At 62.2% G+C, this 26,127-nt stretch carries 22 protein-coding genes and 1 pseudogene; 6 read left to right on the forward strand and 17 right to left on the reverse strand.

The genetic code is table 11. The annotated features are described in order from the left end of the window. Positions 1–41: 41 nt before the first annotated feature. A complete protein-coding gene (locus BLJAPNOD_RS06050; RefSeq protein ID WP_077500602.1) occupies positions 42–1,262 on the reverse strand; it encodes a lytic murein transglycosylase in 1,221 nt (406 codons plus the stop codon). Positions 1,263–1,654: 392 nt separating this feature from the next. Here BLJAPNOD_RS06050 and galU point away from each other — a divergent pair, with 392 nt between their 5' ends. Further along, entirely contained in the window at positions 1,655–2,542 is an 888-nt protein-coding gene (gene galU, locus BLJAPNOD_RS06055) for a UTP--glucose-1-phosphate uridylyltransferase GalU (protein ID WP_077500604.1), read from the forward strand. 90 nt (positions 2,543–2,632) lie between these two features. Here the strand turns inward: galU and BLJAPNOD_RS06060 are convergent, their stop codons facing one another. The 8 genes from BLJAPNOD_RS06060 to BLJAPNOD_RS06095 all read right to left on the reverse strand — a co-directional run bounded on the left by BLJAPNOD_RS06060 (position 2,633) and on the right by BLJAPNOD_RS06095 (position 12,316). Then, positions 2,633–4,075, reverse strand: coding sequence for an outer membrane beta-barrel protein (locus BLJAPNOD_RS06060; RefSeq protein ID WP_199565902.1), 1,443 nt, complete (start codon positions 4,073–4,075; stop codon positions 2,633–2,635). A 115-nt stretch (positions 4,076–4,190) separates the two neighbouring features. Beyond that, positions 4,191–4,649, reverse strand: coding sequence for an NfeD family protein (locus BLJAPNOD_RS06065; protein ID WP_077500608.1), 459 nt, complete (start codon positions 4,647–4,649; stop codon positions 4,191–4,193). Positions 4,650–4,652: 3 nt separating this feature from the next. Next, entirely contained in the window at positions 4,653–5,651 is a 999-nt protein-coding gene (locus tag BLJAPNOD_RS06070; RefSeq protein WP_115419239.1) for an SPFH domain-containing protein, read from the reverse strand. Between the two features lie 102 nt (positions 5,652–5,753). Continuing rightward, positions 5,754–6,788 carry a ferrochelatase gene (gene hemH / locus BLJAPNOD_RS06075; protein ID WP_115421155.1) on the reverse strand — a complete coding sequence of 345 codons (1,035 nt, stop codon included), beginning with the start codon at positions 6,786–6,788 and terminating at the stop codon, positions 5,754–5,756. Positions 6,789–7,178: 390 nt separating this feature from the next. Then, a complete protein-coding gene (locus BLJAPNOD_RS06080) occupies positions 7,179–9,053 on the reverse strand; it encodes a 5'-nucleotidase C-terminal domain-containing protein (RefSeq protein WP_115419240.1) in 1,875 nt (624 codons plus the stop codon). Between the two features lie 231 nt (positions 9,054–9,284). Further along, positions 9,285–9,653, reverse strand: a complete 369-nt coding sequence (gene omp10, locus BLJAPNOD_RS06085; protein ID WP_077500613.1) for an outer membrane lipoprotein Omp10 — start codon at positions 9,651–9,653, stop codon at positions 9,285–9,287. A gap of 171 nt (positions 9,654–9,824) precedes the next feature. Beyond that, the gene (locus tag BLJAPNOD_RS06090) at positions 9,825–11,276 is read right to left on the reverse strand and encodes a homospermidine synthase (RefSeq protein WP_115419241.1); all 1,452 of its coding nucleotides are present in this window, start codon (positions 11,274–11,276) and stop codon (positions 9,825–9,827) included. Positions 11,277–11,419: 143 nt separating this feature from the next. Next, positions 11,420–12,316, reverse strand: coding sequence for a DUF3445 domain-containing protein (locus BLJAPNOD_RS06095; protein WP_115419242.1), 897 nt, complete (start codon positions 12,314–12,316; stop codon positions 11,420–11,422). Positions 12,317–12,460: 144 nt separating this feature from the next. Here BLJAPNOD_RS06095 and BLJAPNOD_RS06100 point away from each other — a divergent pair, with 144 nt between their 5' ends. Beyond that, entirely contained in the window at positions 12,461–13,411 is a 951-nt protein-coding gene (locus BLJAPNOD_RS06100; protein ID WP_077500619.1) for a GGDEF domain-containing protein, read from the forward strand. Here BLJAPNOD_RS06100 and BLJAPNOD_RS06105 read toward each other — a convergent pair. From BLJAPNOD_RS06105 to BLJAPNOD_RS06115, 3 genes are read right to left on the reverse strand one after another with little or no spacing between them, the layout of a single operon-like run. Further along, positions 13,376–14,002, reverse strand: coding sequence for an aminotransferase class IV family protein (locus BLJAPNOD_RS06105; protein ID WP_115419244.1), 627 nt, complete (start codon positions 14,000–14,002; stop codon positions 13,376–13,378). The genes BLJAPNOD_RS06100 and BLJAPNOD_RS06105 overlap by 36 nt on opposite strands. Then, positions 13,999–15,156, reverse strand: a complete 1,158-nt coding sequence (locus tag BLJAPNOD_RS06110) for an aminodeoxychorismate synthase component I (protein WP_077500623.1) — start codon at positions 15,154–15,156, stop codon at positions 13,999–14,001. Before BLJAPNOD_RS06110 ends, BLJAPNOD_RS06105 begins: the two co-directional genes overlap by 4 nt. A gap of 59 nt (positions 15,157–15,215) precedes the next feature. Then, the gene (locus BLJAPNOD_RS06115) at positions 15,216–17,075 is read right to left on the reverse strand and encodes a M3 family oligoendopeptidase (RefSeq protein WP_115419245.1); all 1,860 of its coding nucleotides are present in this window, start codon (positions 17,073–17,075) and stop codon (positions 15,216–15,218) included. 187 nt (positions 17,076–17,262) lie between these two features. Here BLJAPNOD_RS06115 and BLJAPNOD_RS06120 point away from each other — a divergent pair, with 187 nt between their 5' ends. Beyond that, a complete protein-coding gene (locus BLJAPNOD_RS06120; RefSeq protein ID WP_115421156.1) occupies positions 17,263–18,807 on the forward strand; it encodes a sigma-54 dependent transcriptional regulator in 1,545 nt (514 codons plus the stop codon). Between the two features lie 180 nt (positions 18,808–18,987). After that, positions 18,988–20,859, forward strand: coding sequence for a DUF882 domain-containing protein (locus BLJAPNOD_RS06125; RefSeq protein WP_115419246.1), 1,872 nt, complete (start codon positions 18,988–18,990; stop codon positions 20,857–20,859). A 79-nt stretch (positions 20,860–20,938) separates the two neighbouring features. Here the strand turns inward: BLJAPNOD_RS06125 and BLJAPNOD_RS06130 are convergent, their stop codons facing one another. The 3 genes from BLJAPNOD_RS06130 to BLJAPNOD_RS06140 all read right to left on the reverse strand — a co-directional run bounded on the left by BLJAPNOD_RS06130 (position 20,939) and on the right by BLJAPNOD_RS06140 (position 22,449). Continuing rightward, on the reverse strand, positions 20,939–21,205 hold the full coding sequence (locus BLJAPNOD_RS06130; protein WP_077500629.1) for a DUF2312 domain-containing protein: 267 nt from the start codon (positions 21,203–21,205) through the stop codon (positions 20,939–20,941). Positions 21,206–21,329: 124 nt separating this feature from the next. Next, positions 21,330–21,635 carry a DUF1244 domain-containing protein gene (locus BLJAPNOD_RS06135; RefSeq protein ID WP_115419247.1) on the reverse strand — a complete coding sequence of 102 codons (306 nt, stop codon included), beginning with the start codon at positions 21,633–21,635 and terminating at the stop codon, positions 21,330–21,332. Between the two features lie 19 nt (positions 21,636–21,654). Next, the gene (locus BLJAPNOD_RS06140) at positions 21,655–22,449 is read right to left on the reverse strand and encodes an N-formylglutamate amidohydrolase (RefSeq protein WP_115419248.1); all 795 of its coding nucleotides are present in this window, start codon (positions 22,447–22,449) and stop codon (positions 21,655–21,657) included. 296 nt (positions 22,450–22,745) lie between these two features. Here BLJAPNOD_RS06140 and BLJAPNOD_RS06145 point away from each other — a divergent pair. Further along, positions 22,746–23,117: pseudogene (locus BLJAPNOD_RS06145) on the forward strand (DUF1036 domain-containing protein); the annotation flags it as partial. After that, positions 23,117–24,556, forward strand: coding sequence for a pyruvate kinase (pyk, locus tag BLJAPNOD_RS06150; RefSeq protein WP_077500636.1), 1,440 nt, complete (start codon positions 23,117–23,119; stop codon positions 24,554–24,556). The pseudogene BLJAPNOD_RS06145 and the gene pyk, both read left to right, overlap by 1 nt. Here pyk and BLJAPNOD_RS06155 read toward each other — a convergent pair. Beyond that, entirely contained in the window at positions 24,553–25,569 is a 1,017-nt protein-coding gene (locus tag BLJAPNOD_RS06155) for an alpha/beta hydrolase (RefSeq protein WP_077500638.1), read from the reverse strand. The two genes, pyk and BLJAPNOD_RS06155, sit on opposite strands and share 4 nt — an antisense overlap. A 17-nt stretch (positions 25,570–25,586) precedes the next feature. Further along, positions 25,587–26,075 (reverse strand): hypothetical protein, encoded by a 489-nt coding sequence (locus tag BLJAPNOD_RS06160; RefSeq protein ID WP_115419249.1) that lies wholly within the window; start codon positions 26,073–26,075, stop codon positions 25,587–25,589. Positions 26,076–26,127: the final 52 nt, after the last annotated feature.

Consider the following 26,127-nt stretch of genomic DNA (forward strand, 5'->3'; position numbering starts at 1 on the left):
ACGGCGACAACAAGGCCGCCGTCGCATTTCGGGTAGGCGCGTCAGTTGCGCAGGGCGCGCAGCAGATGCTGTGTCGGCTGACCATCCGGCGCCAGGCCGTTCTTCGATTGGAATTGCTGGATTGCGGCCTTGGAGCCGGATCCGAAATTGCCATCGACCTCGCCGCTGTAATAGCCAAGTTCCTTCAAGCGGTTCTGCAACTCGAACTTTTCACTGATGTCGAGCGAACCGTCCGGGCGCGGCCAACGCTGCTGCATGCCGGCGTACCCGGCGATCTGGTCGGCGAGAAGGCCGACGCCGAGCGCGTAGCTGTCCGACGCGTTGTAGCGCTTGATGACGAAGAAGTTCTTGGTCATCAGGAAGCCCGGACCGTCGCCGCCGCTCGGCAGCTTCAGTTCGGCGCGCGAATTGCCATTGCGGAAGCCCTTGCCGTTCGGGCGCAAGAAACCGAGCGCTGCCCATTGGGCAAGCGTCTTCGTCTGCCCCGAGTATTTCGCGGCGTTGGCCGGCGGCGCGACTTCGTAGCCCCAGGTTTCGCCCGGTTGCCAGCCGTTCTTCTTCAGGAGGTTGGCGGCCGTTGCCAGCGCGTCGGGCACCGAGTTCCAGATATCACGATGGCCGTTGCCATCAGCGTCGATTGCGTAGAGCAGATAGCTCGTCGGGATGAACTGCGTGTGCCCCATGGCGCCGGCCCAGGAGCCGGTCAGCTCGCGCGGGGTGATGTCGCCGCTCTGCAGGATCTTGAGCGCGGCAATCAGCTGTGTCTTGGCGAACTTCGCGCGCTTGGGATCGGCATAGGCAAGGGTCGCGAGCGCCCGCGGCACGTAGTGCAGACGGTCGTCCTTTTCGAGCACGGCGCCGTAGTTCGATTCCATCGACCAGATCGCCAGCAGGATGTTCTTGTCGACGCCGAAGTGCTTTTCGATTGAATTCAGCGTGCGGGCATGCTTGGCGGCCATCTCCTGGCCGATGCGCTTGGTGTAGGGGTTGACGCGGGAATCGATGTATTCCCAGATCTTGTGCTTGAACTCTGGCTGGTAATTGGCCTTTTCGATCACGGCCGCATCCGGCGTCTTCACGCCGGCAAAAGCCTTGCGATAGGTCGCCTGGGTGATGCCGCTCTTTGCAGCCGTGGCATAGAAGTTGTTGATCCAGTTCTGGAATCCGGCATCGGCGCGCGCGGGGGAGGTGCCAAGCGCGACGGCGGATAGGACGAAGGCGGCGGCGATATGACGGAAAAACGTCCTGCGGTTTCTGATCATCAGCTGTCGGTTCCGTTTCTCTGCGGAGCCTCAGCCGTCATAGCCGGGACATCTCCGCATGGTGGCAGTCTGGAGCCAGCGCAACGGTTCGTCGACCGCCGGCGGTTCCTGTTTTCGGATCCGGCCGCAGTCGATGCAGCGCCGGATCAGGACGAATCTACAGAAACGTGGTCAACAAACCCTTTACCATGAAAAGGCCATTGCGTCTTGCGCCGAAGAAAATGCGGATAGAGTGCATATGAGCATTTTTTTCGTCCCGGTTCAGCGTGCGTTCACATCGTTACGTAGAGATTGCCGCCGCACTGCAAAGCGCTGACGATTCCTTAAATTGATTTGCTTTAAGGGTTTCTACAGCAACACTCAGGATTGAAATCCGATTGAAGGAGGTACCGATGACCGACAAGCGTAAAGTCCGCAAAGCCGTGTTCCCGGTCGCTGGTCTGGGCACGCGTTTCCTGCCGGCCACCAAGGCTGTGCCGAAGGAAATGCTGACGGTGGTGGACAAGCCGGTCATTCAATATGTGGTCGACGAAGCGATGGAAGCCGGTATCGAGCACCTGATCTTCGTCACCGGCCGCAGCAAGGCCGTCATCGAGGACTATTTCGACATCCAGGTCGAACTCGACCAGACGCTGCGCGAGCGCAACAAGAAGATCGAGATCGAGCTTCTCGACAACATCCTGCCGAAGGCCGGCACCACAAGCTTCACCCGCCAGCAGGCGCCGCTTGGCCTTGGCCATGCGGTCTGGTGCGCCCGCGAGTTGGTCGGCAACGAGCCTTTCGCGCTTTTGCTGCCCGACATGATCATGAAGGGCGAAAAGGGCTGCCTGAAGGGCATGGTCGAGCTCTACGAACAGAGCGGTGGCAATGTCATCGCCGTTGAGGAATGCGCGCCGGACCAGGCCCACAAGTATGGGATCGTCGGTGTCGGCGAGAAGGTCGGTGACGGCTTCAAGATCACCAAGATGGTCGAAAAGCCCGCGCCGGGAACGGCGCCGTCGAACTTCTTCATCAATGGCCGCTACATCCTGCAGCCGGAAATCTTCCCGATCCTGGAAAAGCAGGAACGCGGCGCCGGCAACGAGATCCAGTTGACCGACGGCATGCTGAAGCTGTCCGAGAGCCAGCAGTTCGCCGCCTACCATTTCCGCGGCGAGACCTATGACTGCGGCGCCAAGGATGGCTTCATCCTCGCCAACGTTGCCTTCGCGCTGGAACGCGCCGATATCCGCCCGACCGTCGAAGGCCCGCTGAAGGCGCTGCTCAGCAGCTTGAAGTAATTTCGGTTCCGTCGAAACACGAAGGCCGCATCCCATGGGTGCGGCCTTTTTCTTTGCCTGCAGCGGCGGATGCAGAGGTGGTCTTCAGGCTTAGCGCCTGAGGACGAGGCCGACGCCGACGCGGGTGATGTCGGTGGGATCGCCGACGTCGCGCGTGGTGCGCTCGTAGCTGACGTCGCCGGTCAATGCGAGATAGCGGTTCATATCCCAGGTGAGACCCGCCCCGGTGCGCCAGGTCGTCTCGTCAGAGGAGCGGCTATCCGAGGGATACTTGCGGATGGTCAAGGTGTTGGACAGCCGCGCGACCAGATCCGAGCGCATTTCGTGGGTGATGATGTTGATCAGGGTGTAATCGATCGAACCGGAATCGCCCGCCGTGGTCGATGGGTCGAGACCGGTCGACAGCCCGAAGAGGACGTCCGTGCCGCGCTGCGGCGACCAGTTGAGGCGGCCGTCGACCGACAGGCCGCTGACATCACTGAGCCGGTCGTCTTCGAAGCGATAGGTTTCGTAGCCGAGAGCGATCTCGCCGTAGAGCTTCTCGCCGAGGTCGACTTCCAGGCCGCCTCGCGTCGCGTAGCTCTGGTAGGATCGCTCGAAACCGAGCGTGTCCTGGCGAAGATCGTAGATGGACCTGCCGACCGCGGCCTCGATGAACGGGATCAGCGCCGGTGACATCTCGTAGCCGACGCGGGCCGTCAGTGTGCCGCTGTTGCGGTTGCGGTCTTCGACGGAAAGCGTCGTGCCGTTTTCCAACTCGACGTCGCCATAGGTCCGCCGTTCGAAATCGAGGCCGACAGAGCCGCGGATGAGGCCGAAATCGCGCTCGATCGCAGCACCCAGGCGATAGGTGTTGACGCCCGATTGGGTCTTGGCGTTGGAGATGGCGTTCGGATCGTCGGCGTCTTCGCGCTCGAAGCTGTAGCCCGCGCGCAGACGCGCCACCGTTTCGTCCCAGAGATCGAGGCGCAGTTCCGCGTCGATATCGGCGCGCGGTTCCTCCTCACCTTCGCCGGAGATATTGTTCTGTATGACGCCGGCGCCGGTGACCGTCAGTTCGTGGCGGGACCAATCCGACGTCAACGTGCCGCGGATACCGGTTTCCAGGTAACCGCGGTTCTGCTTGGTGTCGCCGTCCTTGCGCCATTCGTGGTTGAGCGTTTCACCGATTTCCGGCCGCAAGGTGAATGTGCCGATGCGGATACCGGCCGCCCTTTCGTCTTCCGGATCTATTCGTGTCCGCAATCCGTCGATCGTTGGTTCGCGCCGGTTGAGGCGGACGAGGTCTTCATCGGACGCCGGTGACAGGTCATCAGTGCTGACGGCTCCTGTCGTCTGAGGATCGGCTATCGCCGGCGTCGCGGCAGCGGTACCGGGCGTAACAACGCCTGGGGGCGTCGATACGGCGGAATTGGCGACGGTTTGGGCGTGCGCCGAAAGCGGAGCGGCAAGCGCGGTGCCGGCCAGCAACAACGCCATCAGCGCAAAACGCCGCGCGTCTCTTCCGGTCGAGCGTAAGTCGTCTGGCACCATCTGCCGTTTGTCCGCGAGCCTGATTGCAATCCTTTCGCAATCGTAAAGCCGCGTGGTTAACCAATCGTTTCCAAACGGAAAAATGGCGTTAACGACGGGAAGATCGCCACGCGCACTAGGCGCTCTCGACCGTCAGGTTGCGCCCGTGGCCGGCGACGATGCGCACGCGCGTGCCCGCGGGCAGATCGGGACCTTCGACGATCCAGACGGTGTCGTCCAGACGCACGCGGCCGTGGCCCTCGGCAATCGGTTTTTCAAGCACGGCCGTACGGCCCACGAGGCTCTGGGCTCGCTGGTTGAGCAGGGGTTCGTCAGTCTCCTTGGAAGACGACGCGATAAAGTGACGCCCGATTAGGACGGAAACGATCGACAGCAATGCGAAGACGACGAACTGAACCTGCCAGCCCCACACGACCGTGTCCCACAACAGGAGCGACAGCGCGCCGGTGATGAGCGCGGCGATGGCGATCCAGACCAGGAAAACGCCGGGGGCCACGACTTCGGCGGCCAGCAATGCAAGACCGAGAACCCACCAGCTCCAGGGGCCGAGTTCAAGGATGATGCGCTGGACCATCGCCTACTTCCCTTGAGGTTCGAACGGACCGGGCGCCGTGCCGGTACGGGGTGTTGTCGATTGGCGCTGCCGGGGTGCAGGCGCCTGGTTGTCGCCGAACACTTCCCTGGCAATTGCGCCGATGCCGCCGAGCGAGCCGATCAGCGCGGACGCCTCCATCGGCATCAGGACGATCTTCTGGTTGTTGGCGGTGCCGATCGCGGCAAGCGCCTCGGTGTACTTCTGGGCGACGAAGTAGTTGATCGCCTGGACATCGCCGGCAGCAATCGCGGCCGACACCATCTGCGTTGCCTTGGCCTCGGCCTCGGCCAGCCGTTCGCGCGCTTCTGCGTCGCGGAAGGCGGCCTCGCGCTGGCCTTCGGCCTGCAGGATCGCCGACTGCTTGGCGCCTTCGGCGCGCAGAATCTGGGCGTTTCTCGACCCTTCGGCTTCCAGCACCTGGGCGCGCTTCTCGCGCTCAGCCTTCATCTGTCGCGCCATGGCGTCGACGAGGTCCTTGGGCGGCGCAATGTCCTTGAGTTCCACGCGGGTGATCTTGATGCCCCAGGGGTTGGCAGCCTCGTCGACCACGCGCAAGAGCGCTTCGTTGATCGTGTCGCGGTTCGACAAGAGCTCGTCGAGATCCATGGAGCCCATCACCGAGCGGATGTTGGTCATCGTCAGGTTGAGAATGGCGTTCTGGAGATCCGACACCTGGTAGGCAGCCTGGGCTGCGTTCAGCACTTGATAGAAGGCGACCGCATCGGCCGACACGCTGGCGTTGTCCTTGGTGATGACTTCCTGGGTCGGAACGTCGAGCACCTGTTCCATCACGTTCATCCTGGCGCCGATGCGATCGATGAACGGAATGATGATGTTGAGACCCGGTTCCATCGTCTTGGTGTAGCGACCGAAACGCTCCACCGTATAGCGATAGCCCTGCGGCACCGTCTTGATCCCGGCGAAAAGCACCAGAACGACAAGAACCACAAATGCTATGACCGCGATATCCAGTCCGCCCAACGACAAGTCCCCCATGATCACAACCCCTGTTTGAGAGTGACACTTTAACCCAGACGTGGGGGTTGGTCAGTCGAATTCAACCGGCTGCCACAGATTTCGGCTTCAAAGCCAGCCGCTTAGCTCCCGGCGCACGACGTGTTCGAGAACGGTCATGCCCTCGGCGCTGTCGTTGAGGCAGGGGATGTGCGCGAACTTCTCGCCGCCATTGTGATGGAAGCTTTCGGCCGCCTGCTCAGCGATCTCCTCGAGCGTCTCCAGACAGTCGGAAACGAAACCGGGGTTGATCACCGCGATGCGCTTGACGCCGTCCTGCGCCAGCTTCTCCACCGTCTTGTCCGTATAGGGCTGCAGCCATTCTTCCGGACCGAAGCGGGATTGGAAGGTCACCTGCAGCTTGTCCTTGGACCAGCCGAGCTTTTCGCGCAGCAGGCGCGCTGTCTTCTGGCATTGGCAATAATAGGGATCGCCTTTTTCGAAGTAGCTCTTCGGGATGCCGTGGAAGGAGGTGAGCACCACTTCCGGCTCCCAGTCGAGCGTTGCCAGATGCTTCGTGATCGAGGTGGCCAGTGCGTCGATGTAGACAGGATCGTCGTGATAGGGCGGCACTGTGCGCAAGGCCGGCTGCCAGCGCATCTTGAGCAGAGCTTCGAACGCCTTGTCGTTGACTGTGGCAGTCGTTGCCGCGGCGTATTGCGGGTAGAGCGGGAACACCAGGATGCGCTCGCATCCGGCCTTCTGCAGCGCCTCCATCCGCGAGGCGATCGAAGGCTGGCCGTAGCGCATGCCCCAATCCACCACGATATGCGGCTGGTCGGCGAAGGTTGCCGCCATCAAGGTCGCCTGGTTGCGGGTGTAGGTGCGCAGATAGCTCTCGTTCAGATCCTTGTTCCAGATCATCTCATAGGCTTTGCCGACCTTGCCGGGGCGGGTGTTGAGGACGATGCCGTAGAGGATCGGGTACCAGAACAGCCGCGACCATTCGATGACGCGGCGGTCGCTCAGGAACTCCCTGAGATAGCGCCGCATCGAGGTGTAGTCGGTACCATCGGGCGTGCCGAGATTGACGAGAAGCACGCCGACCTTTCCGGACTTGACGGGCGGGTGGTTGGCTGGAGCGGTCTCGGCGAGTGGCGTCATCATATCGATCCTCATGGGCCCTTATACGTCGGGACATGGTCTTCGGTTCACGTCCTTCTAAAAAGAAATGCCGGCGCGGGGAAGCCCGCGCCGGCATTCGAAGCAGAGGCAAATTGTCCTTATACCAACCTGCGCCGATATTGGCCTATTGCGCCGGCGCGATTTTGGTTTCCAGCAAGGAGAAAACCGCAACCGGACCCCCGCGGTTCGGTGAGGATTGTCGACGCTGCCTGGGGGGCAAAAGCGCCCGGCCCTTCGGGTGGGCCGTCTGTCGGCCACCGGCAGCGTCGCAATCCTCGACCGATGCCAAGGCATCGCTCTGCGGTATCCTCCTTGCCGGATGACCGCACACGGTCCCACGCAAGAGGTCAATATCGGCGCAGGTTGGTATTACTTTGCCGGAATCTCCAGTTCGGTGCCCACATGCAGGTGGCGCGGCGCCGGCTTGCCGTTGGCAGCCGAGATCTTCGCCCAGACGGCGCCATCGCCATAGAACGCCTTGGCGAGATCCCAAAGTGTGTCGCCCTTGGCGATGACGTGCTTCTGCGGACCGGAGGCCGTGGTGCTGACGGCAGCGTCGGTTGCAGGCTGCGTCGCCGTTGCGTCGGTCGCCGGCTTGGCTTCCGTTGCCGGTTCGGCTGTGGTCGCGCCGGCGGCTGCAGCCACTTCGGTGATGCGGCCATCGGTGTAGGGCTTGAACGGCTGGTGCGCGGCGAGGTAGTCGGCCAGCACGGTTTCGAGACCCGGACCGTAGTCATAGGCATTCTCGCCCTTGGTCTTGAACACGTCGTAGCCGTCGCCGCCGTTGCGCATGTAGTTGTTGGTGACCAGCGAATAGGTCTTTGCCGGATCGAGCGGGCCGTAGGCCTCGCCGTCCTTGACCTCGACCGAGACGACGCGGCTGCCGACCGGTTCCGAGCGGTCGAACGAGTACTTCAGACCGGCAACCTGCGGGAAGCGGCCGCCTGCCTCTTCGAGCTTGCTGAGGCCGTTCTCAAGTGCCTCCTTGATGTCGGCACCCTTCAGCTGGAAGGTCGCAACGGTGTTCTGGAACGGCAGCACGGTGATCGCTTCGCCCATCGAGACGTCGCCGGCATCGATCGAGGCGCGCAGGCCGCCGCCATTGGTGATGGCGATCGTCACGCCCTGGCCCTTGACGCGGTCGAGCATGGCGTCGGCAACCAGGCTGCCCATTTCGCATTCCTTGGCGCGGCAATTGTCACGCGAACCGTCGATCGGCGCTTCGGTCTTGCCGATGATCTTGGAGCGCAGCTCCTCGATCGGCTTGGCGAGTTCGGCCACGCGGGTCAGCACCGACTGGTCGGGCTTGATGGAGCTGTCGACCAGGATCGGATCGCCCTTGGCAGCCTTGACCACGCCCTTGTCGTCGAAGGTGACGACGAGGTCGCCGAGATACTTCGAATAGGAGCCGGCCTGGACGACGGGGACCTTGTAGCCACCGGGATTGTCGACCATCGTCGGGTAGGGGCCTTCGGCCTTTTCGTCGGTGTTCGACAAGAGGCTGTGCGAATGGCCGCCGACGACGACGTCGACATCGGGGATCTTGGCGATTGCCGCCAGGTCGCGCGGGTAGCCCACGTGGGTGAGCGCGATGATCTTGTCGACGCCCTGCTTCTTCAGCTCCTCGACCGCGGCGGTCGTGGTGGCGACGTCGTCGCCGATCAGGATGTCCGGGCCTGGCGAGGAAAGCTCGGGCGTGTCGTTGGCGACGGCACCGACGATGCCGACCTTCTGACCACCCACTTCGAGAACGATCGACGGCTTGATCCGGTCGCCGATCTTCGACTTGTAGCTCGGCAGCACGTTGGCGGTGACGACGGGGAATTCGACCTTTTCGAGGAAGCCGACAAGGCCATCCTCGCTCTCGTCGAACTCATGGTTGCCGACGGTCATGGCGTCGAACTTCATCAGGTTGAGGAATTCGGCTTCAGCCAGCCCCTTGTAGGTGGTGAAGAACAGCGAACCCTGGAAATTGTCGCCGGCGTTCAGCAGCAAGACATTCTTGCCGGACAGGTCCTGGCGCTTCTGGTCGATCAGGGACTTCAGGCGCGCAACGCCGCCGAAGCACTCGTTCTTGCCTTCCTCCTCAGTCGAGCAGGTCGAATCGAACTTGTTGATCGATTCGATGCGGGAGTGGAGATCGTTGATGTGCAGGATGTTCAGTTCATAATCGGCGAAGGCTGCGCCCGAGGAGAGGGCAAGGATGGACGCGGTCATCAGGCCGGTCCGCATGTGTCTGATCATGATGTTCTCCTGTTTTGCCTGTTGTCTTCCGGCCGATCGCGGATCCGGGTTACGGATCTGGTCCCCACAGCCGGGGTGGCTTTGCCGGGCCGGATGTTTTCATCACTTCGACGCGAGTTCAAGCGCTAAAGCCATCCTCCGGTTGCCGGATCTGTAACTAGGGTTAAGTCATACAATAGCAACAAAAAAAGCCCCCTTGCGGAGGCTTTGATTTGTGTACCGAAGGCAGTCTCAGCCGCGTCGCGCCAGCGAGAACTGGGCGCCGGCATCGGTGGTGCAATTGAGCTGGCTCTGGGTGACCAGCGCGCAATTGACCTTGGATTGGGTGTTGCGCACCAGCGAGGTCATATTGATCTCGACGAGCGTCGGGCTGAGCTGCACGTAGTTGCCGGAAGCCAGCAACTGGTTGCTGTCGGTCGTGCGGGTCGAGAAGGTGCCGCCTGCAAAGGTCGACACGATGCCGTTCGGATCCGTCCATGAGCCTTCGACACCCGCTGCCTGGCGAGCGGGCGGTGCCCCTCCAACTTCCCGGGGCGACGACTGGCAGGAGGCCAGGGCCGCGGCGGTCGCGAGAAGGGTCAGAATTGCGAATGGCTTCATTGGCGATTTCCCTCGCTTGGTGCCGAGCGTCCGTTTCATTTCGCCGAACCATGCCGCGATCAAGAGTTGAAAGCAAGAGCGGTCGGGCCGGCGCGCCGGGCTTTTCCCATATGGATAAAAAAAGCCCGGGGCAGAAATGCCCCGGGCCGGATGCTTCGCAATCTCAGCAGTTTAGCGAACGAGGATGTTCTTGAACTGCCAGGGATCCTTGGTGTCGATGTCTTCCGGGAACAGGCCCGGGCGGCCGTCGAGCGGGGTCCAGTCGGTGTAGTGGCCTTCGACCGGGCCGAGGTAAGGCAGTTGCACTTCGAGGCAGCGTTTGTAGTCCACCTCGTCGGCTTCGACGATGCCGGCCTTCGGGTTTTCGATCGCCCAGACCATGCCGGCGAGTACCGCAGAGGTGACCTGCAGACCGGTGGCGTTCTGGTAGGGGGCGATGCGGCGGGTCTCTTCCAGAGACAGGCGCGAGCCGAACCAGTAGGCATTCTTGTCGTGGCCGTAGAGCAGCACGCCCAGTTCGTCGACGCCTTCAACCAGTTCCTTCTCGTCGAGAACGTGATGGACCGGCTGCGCGTTGCCGCCGTTGCCGAACATTTCGTGCAGCGACAGGACCGCGTCGTTGGCCGGATGGTAGGCATAATGGCAGGTTGGGCGGTAGGTGACTTCGCCGTCCTTGTCGCGCACGGTGAAGAAGTCGGCGATCGAGATCGACTCGTTGTGGGTGACGAGGAAGCCATACTGCGGACCGGGGGTCGGGCACCAGCTGCGCACGCGGGTGTTGGCGCCAGGCTGCTCCAGATAGATGGCCGCCTTGCAGCCCTTCTTGTGCTTCTTGGCGTTCTTCGGCATCCAGTTCTCGTGGGTGCCCCAGCCGAGTTCGGCCGGCTGCAGACCTTCGGAGATGAAGCCTTCGACCGACCAGGTGTTCCAGAAGACGTTGAGCGGCTTCGGCTTCTTGGTCAGCTGGGTGTCGCGCTCGGCAATGTGAATGCCCTTGACGCCGACCTTCTTCATCAGCTTGGCCCAGCCTTCGCGGTCGTCCTGATGCGGCTCGTCAAACTTCACGCCGAGGTCGTTGGCGAGGTTCAAGAGGCCCTGCTTGACGAACCACGAGACCATGCCCGGGTTGGCGCCGCAGGTCGAGACGGCCGTGGTGCCGCCCGGGTTCTTTTCCTTTTCCTTGCGCAGCGTTTCGCGCAGGGCGTAGTTGGTGCGCGATGCATTGTCCATTTCGGCATCGAAGTAGAAGCCGAGCCACGGCTCGACGACGGTGTCGATGTAGAGAACGTCGAGCTTGCGGCACATCTTGATCAGGTCGACCGAGCCGGTGTCGACCGACAGGTTGACGCAGAAGCCCTGGCCTTCGCCTTCGGTCAGAAGCGGCTTCAGCAGTTCCTTGTAGTTGTCTTTCGTCACATGCGCGCGAACGTGGCGGACGCCATGGCGTTCGAAGATCTCGTTGTCGGCGGCATCCTCACGAGGCTCGATCACGATCAACCGGTTCTTGTCGTATTTGAAGTGGCGCTCGATCAACGGCAAGGTGCCGCGGCCGATCGAACCGAAGCCGATCATGACGATCGGGCCGGTGATCTCGCCGTAAACCGGATAGGTGGTGTCTGCCATTTTGGTCTTACTCCTGAGGAAACTTTCCCTGAGACGGTGTTGAAAGTGTCTGAAAACGAGGCTCGCGCCGTGTGATAGGCCCTAGAGCACAGTTTGCTGTCACAATAAAGGGCCGCCGGGTCAACGCTGACCTGCGATATTGTTTAACCAGCGATGGAAATCAGCGCCGAAATCAGGGCGTCGCGCTTGCTGACGAGGCCCTTGTAGGCCGCCTGCGGCAGGTCGAGCGCGCGCAATTGCTCGACGAAGGCAAGAGCCAGAGTGGCGGCATCCTCCCGCTGTCGCAACAGAGACAGTGGATCGGAATAGATGCGGATGGTGAAGACGATCGCGCCGGTCTCGGGCAGTTTGCGCAACGTCTGGCGTTCGATGCGGATGAACGCGCTTTCTTCGGTTAGCTCGATGGCGGTTGCCGAGAGGCTTTCGGATTTCGACTTGGGCAGATGCAGGGAACCGTCGACATTGACAGCCCAGTTGAAGCGCTCGACGAAACGGCCGGGCGGCAGATTGTCGAACATGCGGGCGATGAGTTCGGCATTGCGCGTGCCGTCGCCGAAGCCGGGAACCGGGGCATGGATCTCATCCATCGTGCGCCCGAACTTTTCCGCGAGCGACCAGGACGAGGGGAAGGCGATATAGGCAGCGCCAAGCCGCCAGCCGCGATCACTGCGCTGCATGATGGCGAGATCGTCCTGGATGAGTGAGCCGGCAATCACCAGCGCGTCGTCGCCCGACAGGGCCACGCGACTGCCGCCGACTATCATGAGATTGTCCTGCCGACAGTAGATGTCTGGATACCGCGTCGGCAGATAGTCGGAGAGGATCTGCAGCACCTCGTTCTGCGCCTGTTCGGTTCCGTCTTCGGCGACAAAGACCGCGCCGCGGGACTGGGCGAGCAGATGGGCTTTCTGGTTGAGATAGTGCTGTATCTGATCGTCCGGCTCGATCCAGCGATCGGGATCAAGTTGGGTGAGGCCGATGGTAAAAGGCTTGGAGGAACCGTCGTAAGGCGTGTGTTTCATGCGGGATGACCGGATCATTCTCGCGATTTAACCATAATCCCTATCGTTTCGCATGGGCCGAAGCTTGTCACAAGCTCTTCGTGCTATAGCTTTGATACAATCAATCGCCACGCGCCATGATTGTTGTTTCCTTGCCCGTAGTGGAGGCGTTGCAGACTGAACGTGACCGGCGACCACATAAAGACACTCATGGGCCTGCAGGCCCAGACGCCCGTGCTGATGGCTCTCTACGATCAGCACGATCGGCTGCAATTTGCCAATGAAGCCTTTCGCGCCGCCTACTTCGTCGACGCGGAGGAGACGCCGACCTGGGCCGACATCATGCGGCGCAACCATGCGGCCAGTCGCGGCACCGTTCTTTCGACCAGCGACATCGAAGGCTGGATAGCCTCGACGATCCATCGGCGCGGAAAGATCCCGTTTCGTGCGATGGAGACCGACCTGCATGACGGCCGCTGGCTGTGGATGACGGAAACGGTCGATGCCAAGGGGTGGATGATGTGCGTCGCCGTCGACATCACCACCGTGCGGGTCGAGGAGCGCACCCTGCGCCAGGATCGCGATTTCGCGCTCAGGGCCTCACAGGTCGACGAACTGACCAATGTTCCCAACCGGCGCCACACCATGGGGCGGCTCGGCGAGTTCATCGCCAATTGCGCCCAGAACCCGCATATGTGGGGCTGCGTCGCCATCATCGACATCGATTACTTCAAGGCGATCAACGACCGCTACGGCCACCACCAGGGCGATGAAGTTCTGCTCGACTTCGCCCGCCAGATGCAGGAATTCGTGCGCCGGTCCGATTGCTTCGGACGCATCGGCGGCGAGGAGTTCATGCTGATCCTGCCCGATACCACCATCAGCGAAGGCAACATGATCCTTGACCGTCTGCTCGACAAGGTGCGCAGCGCCAGGCCGCTCGCCAGCATCCCGGAGTTCTACTACACCTGTTCGGTGGGGCTGGCCGAGTATCGCGAAGGCGACGGCGTCAAGGACATCTATGCCCGCGCCGACGAGGCGCTTTACCTCGCCAAGCGCGACGGGCGCGATCGCGTCAAGCGCTACACCTTGCCGGGCTCAGACCCCGAGCTGCGCCCGGATCAGGCCCCGTAGCGAATTGCCGACATAGAGCTGGCCGCGTGCCAGATCGTCTGGTGACAGGCGGGCGACGCGTGCCCGCCTCTGGCAGATGAGTTCGGTCCTGAGCACGCCAGCCAGCAGGCCGCAGGCGATCGGCGGCGTCTTCAGTGTGCCGCTGCCGTCATCGAGGAAGATCGACGTGATTGTTCCCTCGCAAACATCGCCCTTTTCATTGAGGAGAAGAACCTCGTCGATCTCCGTTGCGGGGTACTCGGCGCGCGCTGCCTCGTAGATGTCGCGCCGCGTGGTCTTGACCCGCAGGAGCTTGTCTTCGGACGACAGCCGCGTTTGCGCGAAGCGCACGCGCCAGACGGTATCTTCGGCAAGGGGCGTGAAAGCGGCGTTGGTCACGGCAATTGCGCCGTTGCGGTCAAGCGTCAGGCGGACACGTAGCGGGCTCGTTGCGCCCTTGATGGCGTATTCGAGCTCGGACTCAGCCCGTTCGGGGTTGGCAAAACCCAGCCGCCGTGCGGACCGACGGAGCCGGGCGAGATGTAACTTCAATCGAACGAACCCCTCGTCGGGCTCAAAGCGCAGGGTCTCGATCAGCGAAAAATCCGTCATCGGGCGATCTCGGCATCGCCGAGCGCAAAGCGCGCCTTGAGCAGGCATTCGTCATATTCCGACTGTGCGCCGGAATCAAAGACGATGCCGCCGCCGACATTGAACACGGCCTGCCCGTCGGCAAACAGCGAGATGGTGCGGATCGCGACGCTGAAGCGCATGATGCCGTTCGGCGCGATGAAGCCGATCGCGCCGCAATAGGCGTCGCGTGGTCCGTCCTCGAGGTCGTGCAGGATTTCCATCGCCCGCATCTTCGGCGCGCCGGTGATCGAGCCGCAGGGAAAGAGGGCGGTGAAGATATCGGTGATGCCGACATCCGGCCGCAGCTTGGCGCGGACATGGCTGACCATCTGGTGCACGGTCGGATAGGTTTCGATGTCGAAGAGTTTCGGGACGTCGAGTGTCCCGACCTCGGTGATGCGCGATATGTCGTTGCGCAAGAGGTCGACGATCATCCGGTTTTCGGCCTGGGTTTTCTCATCAGTGCGCATGGCGGCGATGATGTCTGCATCCTCCGCAGCCGACGCGCCGCGCTTGGCCGTTCCCTTCATCGGATGCGTCTCGATCCATCGGTCGGCGTCAACCCGGAAGAAAAGCTCGGGCGAGCGCGAGACGAGGATCGGGCCATCGAGCGCCACGAGGGCGCCGTATTTTACTGGCTGACGCTCGATCAACGACCAGAAGGCGGCGCGCGGATCGCCCGACCAGCGGGCGCGGATCGGCATGGTCAGGTTCGCCTGGTAACAATCGCCCTGGCGCAAGTGCTGGTGCAGGCGCTCGAACCGCGCGCGGTAGGTGGGAAAATCCCAGGCGGCACGCGGCTCGGCTAGAAAAGGCTCGTTCTCGGTCCGCCGTTGCGGCTCGCCAAGCGGATGGCCGTCGCTCGGCGCGTCGAAGATGCCGAAGGACATCAACGGCGTTTCGCGGCCCTCCTCGGCAAAGGGGGCGAGCTTCTCCTCGAAAAGATGGCCGGCCTCGTACGCCATGTATCCGGCAATCCATTTGCCGGCCGCGTGGGCGCGTTCGAGCTCGGCCAGGCCACGGTGGAATTCGGCTTTGGTCCGCGCCGTGACGACGCGCTCCGGATCGGCGAAAACCGTCGTCCGGTTTTCGCTGTCGTCCCGGAAAAGCACATAGGGTGCATTTTCGTTCATCGATGCCGCTTTGCTGACAGCCTATTCAATGGTCGACCACGGGTTCGCCACGGATCGGATCACCCCTTATCAAGCGCCTCGAGTTCGTCGATCAGCCCTTCGATCATCGACAGACCCTGTGCCCAGAACGACGGATCGGTGGCGTCGAGGCCGAAGGGAGCCAGCAACTCCGAATGGTGCTTGGTGCCGCCGGCCTTCAGCATTTCGAAATACTTCGCCTGGAAGCCCTTCTCGGCGTTCTGGTAGACGGCATAGAGCGAGTTCACCAGGCAATCGCCGAAGGCGTAGGCATAGACGTAGAACGGCGAGTGAATGAAGTGCGGGATATAGGCCCAGTAGGTCTCGTAGCCCTCGGAAATCCGGATCGCCGGGCCGAGGCTTTCCGCCTGTACCGAAAGCCAGAGATTGCCGATGTCGTCCGCCGTCAGTTCGCCTTCCTTGCGCGCCGTGTGCAGCTTGCGCTCGAATTCGTAGAAGGCGATCTGGCGCACGACCGTGTTGATCATGTCCTCGACCTTTTGGGCAAGCATGGCCTTGCGCTCGCGCTTGTCCTTGGTCTGGTCGAGAAGCGCGCGGAAGGTCAGCATTTCACCGAACACCGATGCGGTCTCGGCCAGGGTCAGTGGCGTCGAAGCCATCAATGCGCCCTGTTCGCCGGCGAGCACCTGATGCACGCCGTGGCCGAGTTCGTGGGCGAGCGTCATCACGTCGCGCGGCTTGCCCATGTAGTTGACGAGTACGTAAGGGTGCGCTGACGGAACGGTCGGGTGAGCGAAGGCGCCAGGCGCCTTGCCTGGGCGAACCGGTGCATCGATCCAGCGGTCGTCGAAGAAGCGGCGGGCGATTGCGGCCATCTCAGGGTCGAAAGCATGGTAGGCCGAAAGCACCGTGTCCTTTGCCTCGTTCCATGAGATCAGCGCGTTCGGCGTTTCCGGCAGCGGCGCGTTGCGATCCCAGAAGTCCATCTGTTCCATGCCGAGCCACTTTGCCTTCATCGCGTAGTAGCGATGCGAGAGGCGCGGATAGGCTGTCTTCACCGCTTCCGCAAGCGCATCGACAACCTCGCGCTCGACACGGTTGGCCAGATGCCGGCTGTCGGCGATATCCTCGAAGCCGCGCCAGCGATCGGAGATTTCCTTGTCCTTGGCGAGCGTATTGGTGATCAGCGTGAAGGTGCGGATATTGGCCCTGAAGGTTTCGGCCAGCGCCATCGCCGCCTTCTTGCGCACCTCGGTCGAAGGATCCTGCAGCAGGTTCAGGGCCACTTCGAGCGGCATCGTCTCGCCGTCGACGGTAAAGGTCAGCGCCGCCATTGTCTCGTCGAACAGACGGTTGAAGGCGGCCGGACCGGTCATCGACTTTTCGAGGAACAGTTGCTCGAGCTTGTCGTCGAGCTGATAGGGCTTGTCCTTGCGCAGGTCGAGAAGCCAGGGCTTGTAGTGCGCGGCAAGGCTGTCGTTGGTGAGTGCCGCATCGATCACGGCATCGTCGATGCGGTTGAGCTCGAGCGAGAAGAACAGAAGGTGTGCCGACATGTCGGTCAGCTTCGACTGTACGTCGCCATAGAGCTTGCCGTTTTCCGGCTTTGAGGTGTCGGAGAAATAGGTGAGGCCTGCAAAGGACGCGATGCGTCCCATGATGTCTTCCAGCGCCTCGAATTCCTTCACGGCTGCACCGATGCCGTCGTCGCCGGTCTTCGTGGCGGCGGCAGCGAGCTTGCCTTTCCACCTGGTTTCGAACGCGATCGACTCCGCGTCGGCCTTCTTCATGTCCGAGAAGAAAGCATCTGAAGTCGCGGACGGATAGAGATCCTCCAGCCGCCAGGAGGGGAGATCGCCGAGCGCGGATACCGCGCCTTGGGCAGGGCCGGCGGCGGCACGGACGACGGTTTTCTCGGAAGCGAAGGTGCGGAAGGTCATCGTCGGATTTCTCATGTTCGTGACAGGAAGAGGCAAGCGATACGGATCCCATTGCTATCGCCGGCAATGGATAAAATGCAAGCATTTCTCAAAAGATGATGTTCAGCCCTTTATGGCACAGATGCCTGACGTGATTTGGCACATGACGTTGGCCAAAAGTACCGCGTGTCCAAAGCAGGAGGCTTCCGTGACATCACACATTCTTGTCATCGATGACGATCCGGTGCAGCGCCGGTTGCTGACGAACATGATCGAGCGTCTCGGTCATGTCGCGCATCTCGCCGACAATGGCCGCAGCGGCCTGGAATTGCTCGAGCGCAAGGGCGGCATCATCAACGTCATCCTTCTCGACCTGCTGATGCCCGAAATGAACGGCCACGGCTTTCTCGATGCGCTGGCGGAACGGGGCGTCGATACGCCCGTGATCGTTCAGACCGGGCAGGGTGGCATCGAAACCGTCGTCCACGCTATGCAGGCCGGTGCCTTCGACTTCCTGGTCAAGCCGGTTTCACCCGAGCGGCTGTCTGTGGCGCTCGGCAATGCGCTGAAGATGGCGAGCCGCGACGGCAAGGTCAAAACCTCGCGCCGCCCGCGCGGCGGCGCCGTCGGCTTCGATGACGTCGTGTCGGCGAGCCCGGCGATGATCCGGGTCATCGATCTTGCCCGGCGGGCAGCGCAGTCCAACATTCCGATCGTGCTCGAAGGCGAATCCGGCGTCGGCAAGGAAATGGTGGCGCGGGCGATCCAGGCGGCCAGCGACCGTTCGGGCAAGCCGTTCATCACCGTCAACTGTGGCGCCATCCCGCACAATCTTGTCGAGAGCATTCTCTTCGGCCACGAGAAGGGCGCCTTTACCGGCGCCACCGAAAAGCACAGCGGCAAATTCGTCGATGCCGATGGCGGCACGCTGTTCCTCGACGAGATCGGCGACCTGCCGCTCGAAGTCCAGGTAAAGCTGTTGCGTGCGGTCCAGCAGGGCGAGATCGAAACGATCGGCGCGCGCCATCCGCATCGGGTGAATGTGCGACTGATCTCGGCGACCAACAAGGACCTCATCAACGAGGTGCGCGAGGGCCGGTTCCGCGAGGATCTCTATTATCGTCTCAACGTCTTCCCGATCACCATTCCGGCGCTGCGCCGGCGCAAGGAGGACGTCCCGGTTCTTGTGCGCTCGTTCGTCGATCGGTTCGCGTCCGAGCAGAGGCTCAACACACCGCTCACCGTTTCGAGCGGTGCGATGGCACTGCTGACCGCCTATGACTGGCCGGGCAACATCCGCCAGCTGGAAAACGCGATCTTCCGCGCGGTCGTTCTGGCTGAGGGCAGCGAGCTGACGGTCAAGGACTTCCCGCAGATCGCTACACAGATCCCCGGCTACGTCGTCTCCGATCGTTCCGGTTTTTCCTGGGGGGATGCCGGACCCGAGCGCCCGCCTGTTGCCGTCGATCCGGCCGCGAACCTCTATCCCGATTTTGCCAGCACGGCGAAATCGATGGAGGCCGATGCGTCTCATGACGGCCGCATGGAGAACGCAATTGCCAGCGTCGACGAGGGCGGAGACGTGCGCAAGCTTGCCGAAGTGGAGGAGGAACTGATTCGTTTTGCGCTGAAATTCTATCGGGGCCAGATGAGCCAGGTAGCCCGAAAACTCGGCATCGGCCGGTCCACGCTCTACCGAAAGCTCAAGGATTACGGCATCGACCCCGACAATCCCCTGCGTGAGGCGGCATAAAATCGACGCATTCACGATTCATTAGCCGTGCGATTGCATCACCGCCGTTTAGACCTTGTTAGTGAAGTATTCACTATATTATAAGGGGCGGTGACGACTGTGGCATATATGCCATGCTGTCACCTTATTTGACAGTCATCTGAGACAGCGAAGCACGGTTGTCCGTCGGACGGGGATTGAATGCCAAATTTGTTCGGTTTTAAGAAGCCTCTCGGCTCCTTAGCTAGCAGACTCTGCTCGGCGATGACCCGTAAGGTGCCGCAGGTTCTGACATCCATCGCCCTCGCGGTATCGCTGGTTACACCTGGCATGGCGCCTCCCGTCGAGGCTGCCGGCCAGACGCGCACGCTCAAGCTCTATTTCATTCATACGCAGGAAAAGGCGCAGATCACCTACAAGCGCAACGGTCGCTACGACCCGAAGGGCCTGCAGCAGATCAACCGCTTCCTGCGCGACTGGCGTCGCAACGAGCCGACCAAGATGGATCCGCGCCTGCTCGACCTCGTCTGGGAAGTTTATACCAAGAGCGGCTCGCGCGATTACATCCACGTTGTTTCGGCCTACCGCTCGCCTGCTACCAACGGCATGCTGCGCTCGCGCTCAAAGGGCGTTGCCAAGAAGAGCCAGCACATGCTCGGCAAGGCGATGGACTTCTACATTCCGGACGTCAAGCTGAAGACGGTGCGGGAAATCGGCATGAAATTCGAAGTTGGCGGCGTCGGCTACTACCCGACATCGGGCTCGCCATTCGTGCACATGGATGTCGGCGGCGTTCGCGCATGGCCGCGCATGAGCCGCAACGAACTCGCCCGTCTCTTCCCCGACGGCAAGACCATGCACGTTCCATCCGACGGCAAGCCGCTTCCGGGCTATAACCAGGCCGTGGCCGACTACAAGCGTCGCGTCGGCGCTTCGGCAATGGAAGTTGCCGGCGGTGGCGCCAAGACGGGCGATGCCGAAAGTGGCAAGCGCCGTGGCAACCTGTTCGCCATGCTCTTTGGCGCCGGCGGCGACGAGGATGAAGAACCCTCGGCAATCGCGGCCGGCCCTGGCTCCGATGATGAAGGTGGTGCAGCACCCGCCAAGGTGCAGACGGCTTCAGCCCCCGCCGCTCAGGAGGCATTGCCCGGCGTCGCTGGTTCTGTTGCCGCCGAGCAGCAGCCGGCCGTTGCTGCCGATCAGAACATCAATGCGCCAGTTCCGGCCGTTCGTCCCGCCTTTAGGGACACGCCTGAAAATGGCGGCGTAGCGGTGGCACTGGTGGCGCCGCAGAAGAACGCCGCGCAGGAAGCGCTGGCTGCTGCCCTGCCGCAGACGCCGGAAATGCCGAGCGAATTTGCCGATCTGGCCTCGCTCAAGGTGCCGGTTCCGCAGATGCTCGATCGTGGTGGTGTGAACGCTGCTGCCGACGAAACGCTTGTCGCCTCGGTCGATCCGCTGGCAACCGACATGCAGGCGCTGGGCTTCGTGCCTGTGCCGGCCATGCGCCCGGCTGGCGATGTGGCACTTGCCGCTGTCGCGGACGCCAAGGTTGCGGTCCCTGCCTTTGCGGAGCGTCCGGTTCTGGCTTCCGCGGAGCCGCCGCGTGATACCGTGGCCCAGGCATCGACACGTGTCGCACTTGCAGCACCGACGCCGGCCGAGCGCGAGCCCGTGCGGCAGCCGGTGGAAATGGCCGCCTATGCGCCGCAGGCCTCGACGAATGGTCGTGCCAATGCCTTTGACGGCGCCTTCGATACCCAGGCGGAAGCCCCGGCAAAGAGTGGCCGTCCGAAGAAGCGCGATGCTGAGGCGGCGACCCGTTCGTCGGTTCGCACCGAGCCGAAGCTGACGCAGAAGATCATCTCCGAATGGGCGCTTTCGGCTGGCCGCGTCGCGACGTTTTCCAAGCCGGTCAAGGCTCCGCGCTTCGTTAGCAAGACACTGCGTACGGCCCCGACGACTGTTTATGCCGCCGGCTTTAACAGCACGGCCGGAGCAACGGTCGATACGGCCCGCTTCAGCGGTAATGCTGTGAACTTCATGGAAGTGAAGAAGTTCAGCACCAACTGAGCTTCGCGCAAACGAGACCCAACAAAAAAAGCCCGCCTGGTGATCCCGGCGGGCTTTTTACTGTCAGTGGCAGAAGAAATTATTCTTCTTCGGTCGCCGCCGGGATCATGCCGAGCGCCTGCAGGTAGGTGTCGAGGATCGCTTCCTGCTCCATGCGCTCGTCGGCGTCCTGCTTGCGGATGGAAATGACCTTGCGCAGGATCTTGGCATCGAAGCCGGTGGACTTGGCTTCGCCGTAGACGTCCTTGATGTCGTCTGCGATGGTCTTCTTCTCTTCTTCCAGGCGCTCGATCCGTTCGATGAAAGCGCGGAGCTGGTCGCGTGCGACGCCGTGTGCATCTGACATGGTCTTCTCCTTTTGCGGGGAATGAAATTCTTGGGTGCCGTGACGTGCCGCGAACGGCGGCCAAGGTCAAGGGCCATTGCGCAACAACGCGGGCATTTCCGTGGCGGATGCTCGCCTGTGTGGCCTATTCTTTGGGGCGGCTGATCTCGAAGGCGGCTTTCTGCTCGCTGGATGCTTCCCTCTGGTTGAGCGTCCGCCACTCCTCATAGGGCATGCCGTAGACGATCTCGCGGGACTGCTCCTTGTCGAGCGGTACGCCAGCCTCGTTGGCAGCGTCCCGATACCAATTGGACAGACAGTTGCGGCAGAAGCCTGCCAGATTCATCAGGTCGATGTTCTGCACGTCGCTGCGCTCGCGAAGATGCGCGACGAGACGCCGGAAGGCGGCGGCCTCGAAGGCGATCTGCTGGTCCGGGGTGAGTTCGGTCATGATCCAGTCTTTCTTCGTCTCAAATGTCATAGGCGCCGGTGCGCGAAGGGTGCCGCTCGTAGCGATGCAGGTCGGGGCGGGCGTTGAGGTCGGTAAGGACAGGAGCAAGCCGATCGGCCCATGCGGCAATGCCGGCCGCGTCGGAGATCAGGTCCTGCCGCACCTCGATCAACGCGTGCGGAATGCCCGGTGCCATGCAGTGGCGGAACATCGTATCCCCGCGCAGTGCGCCGTCATAGGGCTCGTTGTTGCCGACGACGATGTCGCCCGGGGCCTCGAGCTTCTCGATCAGCGGTAGCACGGCACGCGGGTCGTTGTCCCAGAGCACGGCCGCATGCCAGGGGCGGGCAACGCCTTTCCAGGCGGGCGTGAAGGAATGGATGGAAATGACCAGCGGCGCACCACCCGACGCTGCCGCACTTCGCTCCAGCGTCTCGGCCACCGCGCGATGATAGGGGCGGTGAAAACGATTGAGCCGGCTGTTCCATTCCTCGTCGGTAATCGGATGGTTTCCCGGGACGATCGCGCCGTCGGAAATCTTCATGATCAGCGTCGGGTCGTCCTCGCCGCGGTTGGGGTCGATCAAAAGCCGCGAAAAGCACCCGAGAACCGCCGGAGCGTCGAGCATGGCCGAAAGCCGGCGGACCAGATGCTCGACGCCGATATCGTAGGCGATATGCCGCCGAAATGCCGTTTCCGGCAGGCCGAGGCTGCCATATTCTTCCGGCAGGCGATTCATGGCGTGATCGGCGAGAAGCATCAGGCCGGTTGTGGGCTTGGCTTCGATAATCTCATAGGGCGAATAGGACTGCATGCCGTTCCAGTCTGCTTTCGGGGGTTGTGCTTTTGATTGCATGCGTCGGCGACATTCACAAGAAAAACGCAACTGTTTTGCGCAATTGACACCCAATTAGCCGGATGTAATCGATTAGAGTTACGTTGACTTTCCGGGCTGGTCGTCGCAAGAAAGGCCACGCAAATCAAAACGGAGTTCCATTGGAAACCGTGTCCAGATATCCATTTTCCAAAGCGAAGTCGGGGCTGTCGACATTGGGGGCAATGCTCCTGTTTTCCCTGGCGATTTCAGGCTCATTTCTCTTTGCCGGGGAGGCCCGCGCCGATTTTCGCGTCTGCAACGGCACGCAAAATCTGGTCGGCGTGGCAATCGGTTATCGCGCCAAGGACGGCTGGGTAACCGAGGGGTGGTGGCAGGTTCCCGCGACCACGTGCGCGACCCTGATCGAGGGCGAACTTCAATCGCGATACTATTATCTCTACGCGGAAGACGCGGCCCGTGGTGGTCGCTGGACCGGCGACGTCAACATGTGCGTCGCTGAAAACGAATTCAAGATCTCGGGCGTGCAGGACTGCTTTGCCCGCGGCTTCCAGCGGATGGGATTCAAGGAATATGACACGGGGCGGCAAGGGAGCTGGATGGTTCAGCTCTCCGATACGCCCGGCACGCAGGAAAGCCAGAATTGATGAAGCGGAACAGAAAAGTCAAAATCCTCGCCACGCTCGGCCCGGCATCCGCCGACGAGCAGATGATCCAGAAGCTGCACGAGGCAGGGGCTGATCTGTTCCGTATCAACATGAGCCATGCAAGCCATGAGGTGATGCGCACGCTAGTGCAGCGCATCCGCGCCGTCGAAGCGCGCTGTGGCCGCCCGATCGGCATCCTCGGCGACCTCCAGGGTCCGAAGCTGCGTGTCGGCAAGTTTGCCGAGGGCAAGGTCGAGCTCAAGGTCGGCCAGACCTTTACCCTCGACAACAAGGACGAACCCGGCGACAGCACCCGCGTTTTCCTGCCGCATCCGGAGATCCTCGAAGCGGTCAAGCCCGGCCATCGCCTGCTGATCGACGACGGCAAGCTGCACCTGCGCGCCGAAAAGACCGACGGCACGAGCATCGTCACCACGGTGGTAGCCGGCACCAAGATTTCCGATCGCAAGGGCGTCAGCCTGCCCGACACGCTGCTGGCCGTTGGCGTGCTGACCGACAAGGACCGTTCCGACCTCGATGCGCTTCTGGCGACTGGCGAGTTCGATTGGGTGGCGTTGTCCTTCGTCCAGCGTCCTGAGGATCTGGCCGAAGTCCGCAAGATCGCCCGCGGCCGCGTCGGCCTGATGTCCAAGATCGAGAAGCCGCAGGCGCTCGAACGCATCGACGAGATCATCGAACTCTCCGACGCGCTGATGGTGGCGCGTGGCGACCTGGGCGTCGAAATGCCGCTCGAATCCGTGCCTGGTTTGCAGAAGCAGCTGACGCGCGCATGTCGCCGCGCCGGCAAGCCGGTGGTCGTTGCCACGCAGATGCTGGAATCGATGATCTCCGCACCGGTGCCGACGCGCGCCGAAGTCTCCGACGTGGCGACCGCCGTCTTCGAAGGCGCGGACGCGATCATGCTTTCGGCAGAATCCGCATCCGGCGAGTATCCGGTGGAGGCCGTCTCGACCATGGCGTCGATCGCCAGTAACGTCGAGCGCGACCCGCATTATTCCAGCATCATCTACGCGCAGCGCACGCCGCCTGAGGCGACCGGTGCCGACGCGATTTCGCTGGCGGCCCACCAGATCGCCGAGACGCTGCGTTTGTCTGCAATCGTCTGCTACACCTCCTCCGGCACCACAGGCCTTCGCGCCGCCCGCGAACGCCCGCAGGTTCCGATCATCGCGCTCTCGCCGATCGTGCAGACCGCCCGTCGCCTTTCGGTCGTCTGGGGTCTGCATTGCGTTGTCACCGAGGACGCGACCGATCTCGACGACATGGTCAACCGCGCCTGCCGCATCGTGGCTCACGAGGGTTTCGGCAAGCCGGGTGAACGCGTCATCATCTCGGCCGGTGTGCCGCTCGGCACGCCCGGCGCCACCAACATGCTGCGCATTGCCTATATCGGCTCGGACGGCATGAGCGGTATCTAACGACCGCTTTCCTCCTTGGGTTGCATGATAAGGCGGGCTTCGGCCCGCCTTGTTATTTTGTCGAGGTCGATCGGTCGTCCGGAGAGTTTTTCCACGGCGGCAACGACGACATCGGTAACGACGTAGTCGGGCTTGTGGCCGAGGTTGCCGATCCATAGCAATTCCGATCCGACAATGTCGCGTGCCAGGCCGCGCGAATGAATGTCGGCGAGAACGATGTCGTCACTGTCGCCGCTGACGATGATCGTCGGCGCGGCTATCTCCTGATATCGCGGTGCGATCTCGCTGACATAGGCGTGAAGATTGGCGACGTCGACGGCGTTGTTGCGAAAGGCCAGCGGCCGCAGCACCAGGTGCGGTGCCGTCTTGTCGATGTAGTCGGCGGGCCGCGGATTGGGGTAGAAGACCGAACGCGTGCCACTTTCGATCCGCCTGAGACCGATCGGCGCGGCGAGCGTGTGGGCGAACAGCCAGCCAATATAGGGCAGGGCCGTCAGCCGGTAATACCAGTCAACGCCGCCCGGCCAGGGATGGGTGGCTGGCGCCAGCAAGATAAGGCCGATCGTCTTTTCCGGATGGCGAAGGGCAAAGCTTGCTGCAATCGCCCCGCCGAAAGAATGGCCGACGATGATCGCCCGGGCCATGCCTCGTTTCTCCATCAGTTTTGCAATCGCATCTGCCTGGCCGTCGGGGCGGTCATTCTCCCGTCCGCCACGCTCGGAGTAGCCATGGCCCGGCCGATCGACGAACAGCATTTCGGCGCGACCGTCAAAGGCGGGTGCAAAGGCATGCAGCTGGTCTAGAAGGTTGCCGCTGGCGCCGTGGATGAAGATGAGTGGCGCAAGGTCGGCTGTTGCCGTTACCGGCAGATGGACGCTGTTCATGCGGAAGCCGCCGACGTCGATGAGTTCACCCGTGTTCGGGAACCGTGCGCTGATGCCTCGTGCACTGTGCAGGCTGAAGGCAATCCCTGCGAGCATGAGGGCAGCGATGAGCAGGGCGGCTAGAACCATTGTCTCGGTGGCTCCTCTTAGTCGACAGTATCGAGTATCCAGATGGCGGGTGACGCTGTCATGCCCAGCCATCGTGGCCAGATTTCGTCGACGGCGCGCTGACGCGCCAGAACGAACTCCGGCAGGGCCGTGTCGCGGTCGCCTTTGCGATAGCGGCGATCGTGCCGGCCGGTGACGACCACTGGAGGCGTACCGAATTGGTCGGCGGTAATGTCGACGATGAGGTTGCCGCATTCGACCCAGGCATGGCTTTGCCAGCCGGTATCGCTGAGAAAGCCGAAATCACCCAGTTCCGGGCCTTTAGGCGACAAGCGCGGCGTGCCGCTTTGCCACGAGGCATCGAACCCTTCGACGGTCAGCACGCGGGCCAAAAACAGGCTTGTGCGCCCGCATCTCCATTGCGATGACGTGACCCGCGCGCCGCCGTTGCGGGCGCTATGCCATTCCAGCCAGATCGGCTCCATGAACCGACGCGCAGTCATGGCAAGGGTGCGGATCGTGGCCATTTCCGTAGGAGGTATCATCGCGGGGCCCGCGCCTGCTTCGGCATCCGGACGG

Source organism: Ensifer sp. M14 (genome assembly GCF_003355565.1).
GTDB lineage: Bacteria > Pseudomonadota > Alphaproteobacteria > Rhizobiales > Rhizobiaceae > Ensifer.

Excerpts from the sequence above, each read along its gene's own strand:
- BLJAPNOD_RS06050 (WP_077500602.1), bottom strand. The coding sequence starts at position 1,262 with ATGATCAGAAACCGCAGGACGTTTTTCCGTCATATCGCCGCCGCCTTC.
- BLJAPNOD_RS06140 (WP_115419248.1), bottom strand. The coding sequence starts at position 22,449 with ATGCAGTCCTATTCGCCCTATGAGATTATCGAAGCCAAGCCCACAACC.
- BLJAPNOD_RS06080 (WP_115419240.1), bottom strand. The coding sequence starts at position 9,053 with ATGATCAGACACATGCGGACCGGCCTGATGACCGCGTCCATCCTTGCC.
- BLJAPNOD_RS06160 (WP_115419249.1), bottom strand. The coding sequence starts at position 26,075 with ATGGCCACGATCCGCACCCTTGCCATGACTGCGCGTCGGTTCATGGAG.
- BLJAPNOD_RS06125 (WP_115419246.1), top strand. The coding sequence starts at position 18,988 with ATGCCAAATTTGTTCGGTTTTAAGAAGCCTCTCGGCTCCTTAGCTAGC.
- BLJAPNOD_RS06135 (WP_115419247.1), bottom strand. The coding sequence starts at position 21,635 with ATGACCGAACTCACCCCGGACCAGCAGATCGCCTTCGAGGCCGCCGCC.
- BLJAPNOD_RS06110 (WP_077500623.1), bottom strand. The coding sequence starts at position 15,156 with ATGAACGAAAATGCACCCTATGTGCTTTTCCGGGACGACAGCGAAAAC.
- pyk (WP_077500636.1), top strand. The coding sequence starts at position 23,117 with ATGAAGCGGAACAGAAAAGTCAAAATCCTCGCCACGCTCGGCCCGGCA.
- BLJAPNOD_RS06115 (WP_115419245.1), bottom strand. The coding sequence starts at position 17,075 with ATGACCTTCCGCACCTTCGCTTCCGAGAAAACCGTCGTCCGTGCCGCC.
- BLJAPNOD_RS06095 (WP_115419242.1), bottom strand. The coding sequence starts at position 12,316 with ATGATCCGGTCATCCCGCATGAAACACACGCCTTACGACGGTTCCTCC.
- BLJAPNOD_RS06090 (WP_115419241.1), bottom strand. The coding sequence starts at position 11,276 with ATGGCAGACACCACCTATCCGGTTTACGGCGAGATCACCGGCCCGATC.
- BLJAPNOD_RS06105 (WP_115419244.1), bottom strand. The coding sequence starts at position 14,002 with ATGACGGATTTTTCGCTGATCGAGACCCTGCGCTTTGAGCCCGACGAG.
- BLJAPNOD_RS06060 (WP_199565902.1), bottom strand. The coding sequence starts at position 4,075 with ATGGTGCCAGACGACTTACGCTCGACCGGAAGAGACGCGCGGCGTTTT.
- omp10 (WP_077500613.1), bottom strand. The coding sequence starts at position 9,653 with ATGAAGCCATTCGCAATTCTGACCCTTCTCGCGACCGCCGCGGCCCTG.
- BLJAPNOD_RS06155 (WP_077500638.1), bottom strand. The coding sequence starts at position 25,569 with ATGGTTCTAGCCGCCCTGCTCATCGCTGCCCTCATGCTCGCAGGGATT.
- BLJAPNOD_RS06130 (WP_077500629.1), bottom strand. The coding sequence starts at position 21,205 with ATGTCAGATGCACACGGCGTCGCACGCGACCAGCTCCGCGCTTTCATC.
- galU (WP_077500604.1), top strand. The coding sequence starts at position 1,655 with ATGACCGACAAGCGTAAAGTCCGCAAAGCCGTGTTCCCGGTCGCTGGT.
- hemH (WP_115421155.1), bottom strand. The coding sequence starts at position 6,788 with ATGACGCCACTCGCCGAGACCGCTCCAGCCAACCACCCGCCCGTCAAG.
- BLJAPNOD_RS06065 (WP_077500608.1), bottom strand. The coding sequence starts at position 4,649 with ATGGTCCAGCGCATCATCCTTGAACTCGGCCCCTGGAGCTGGTGGGTT.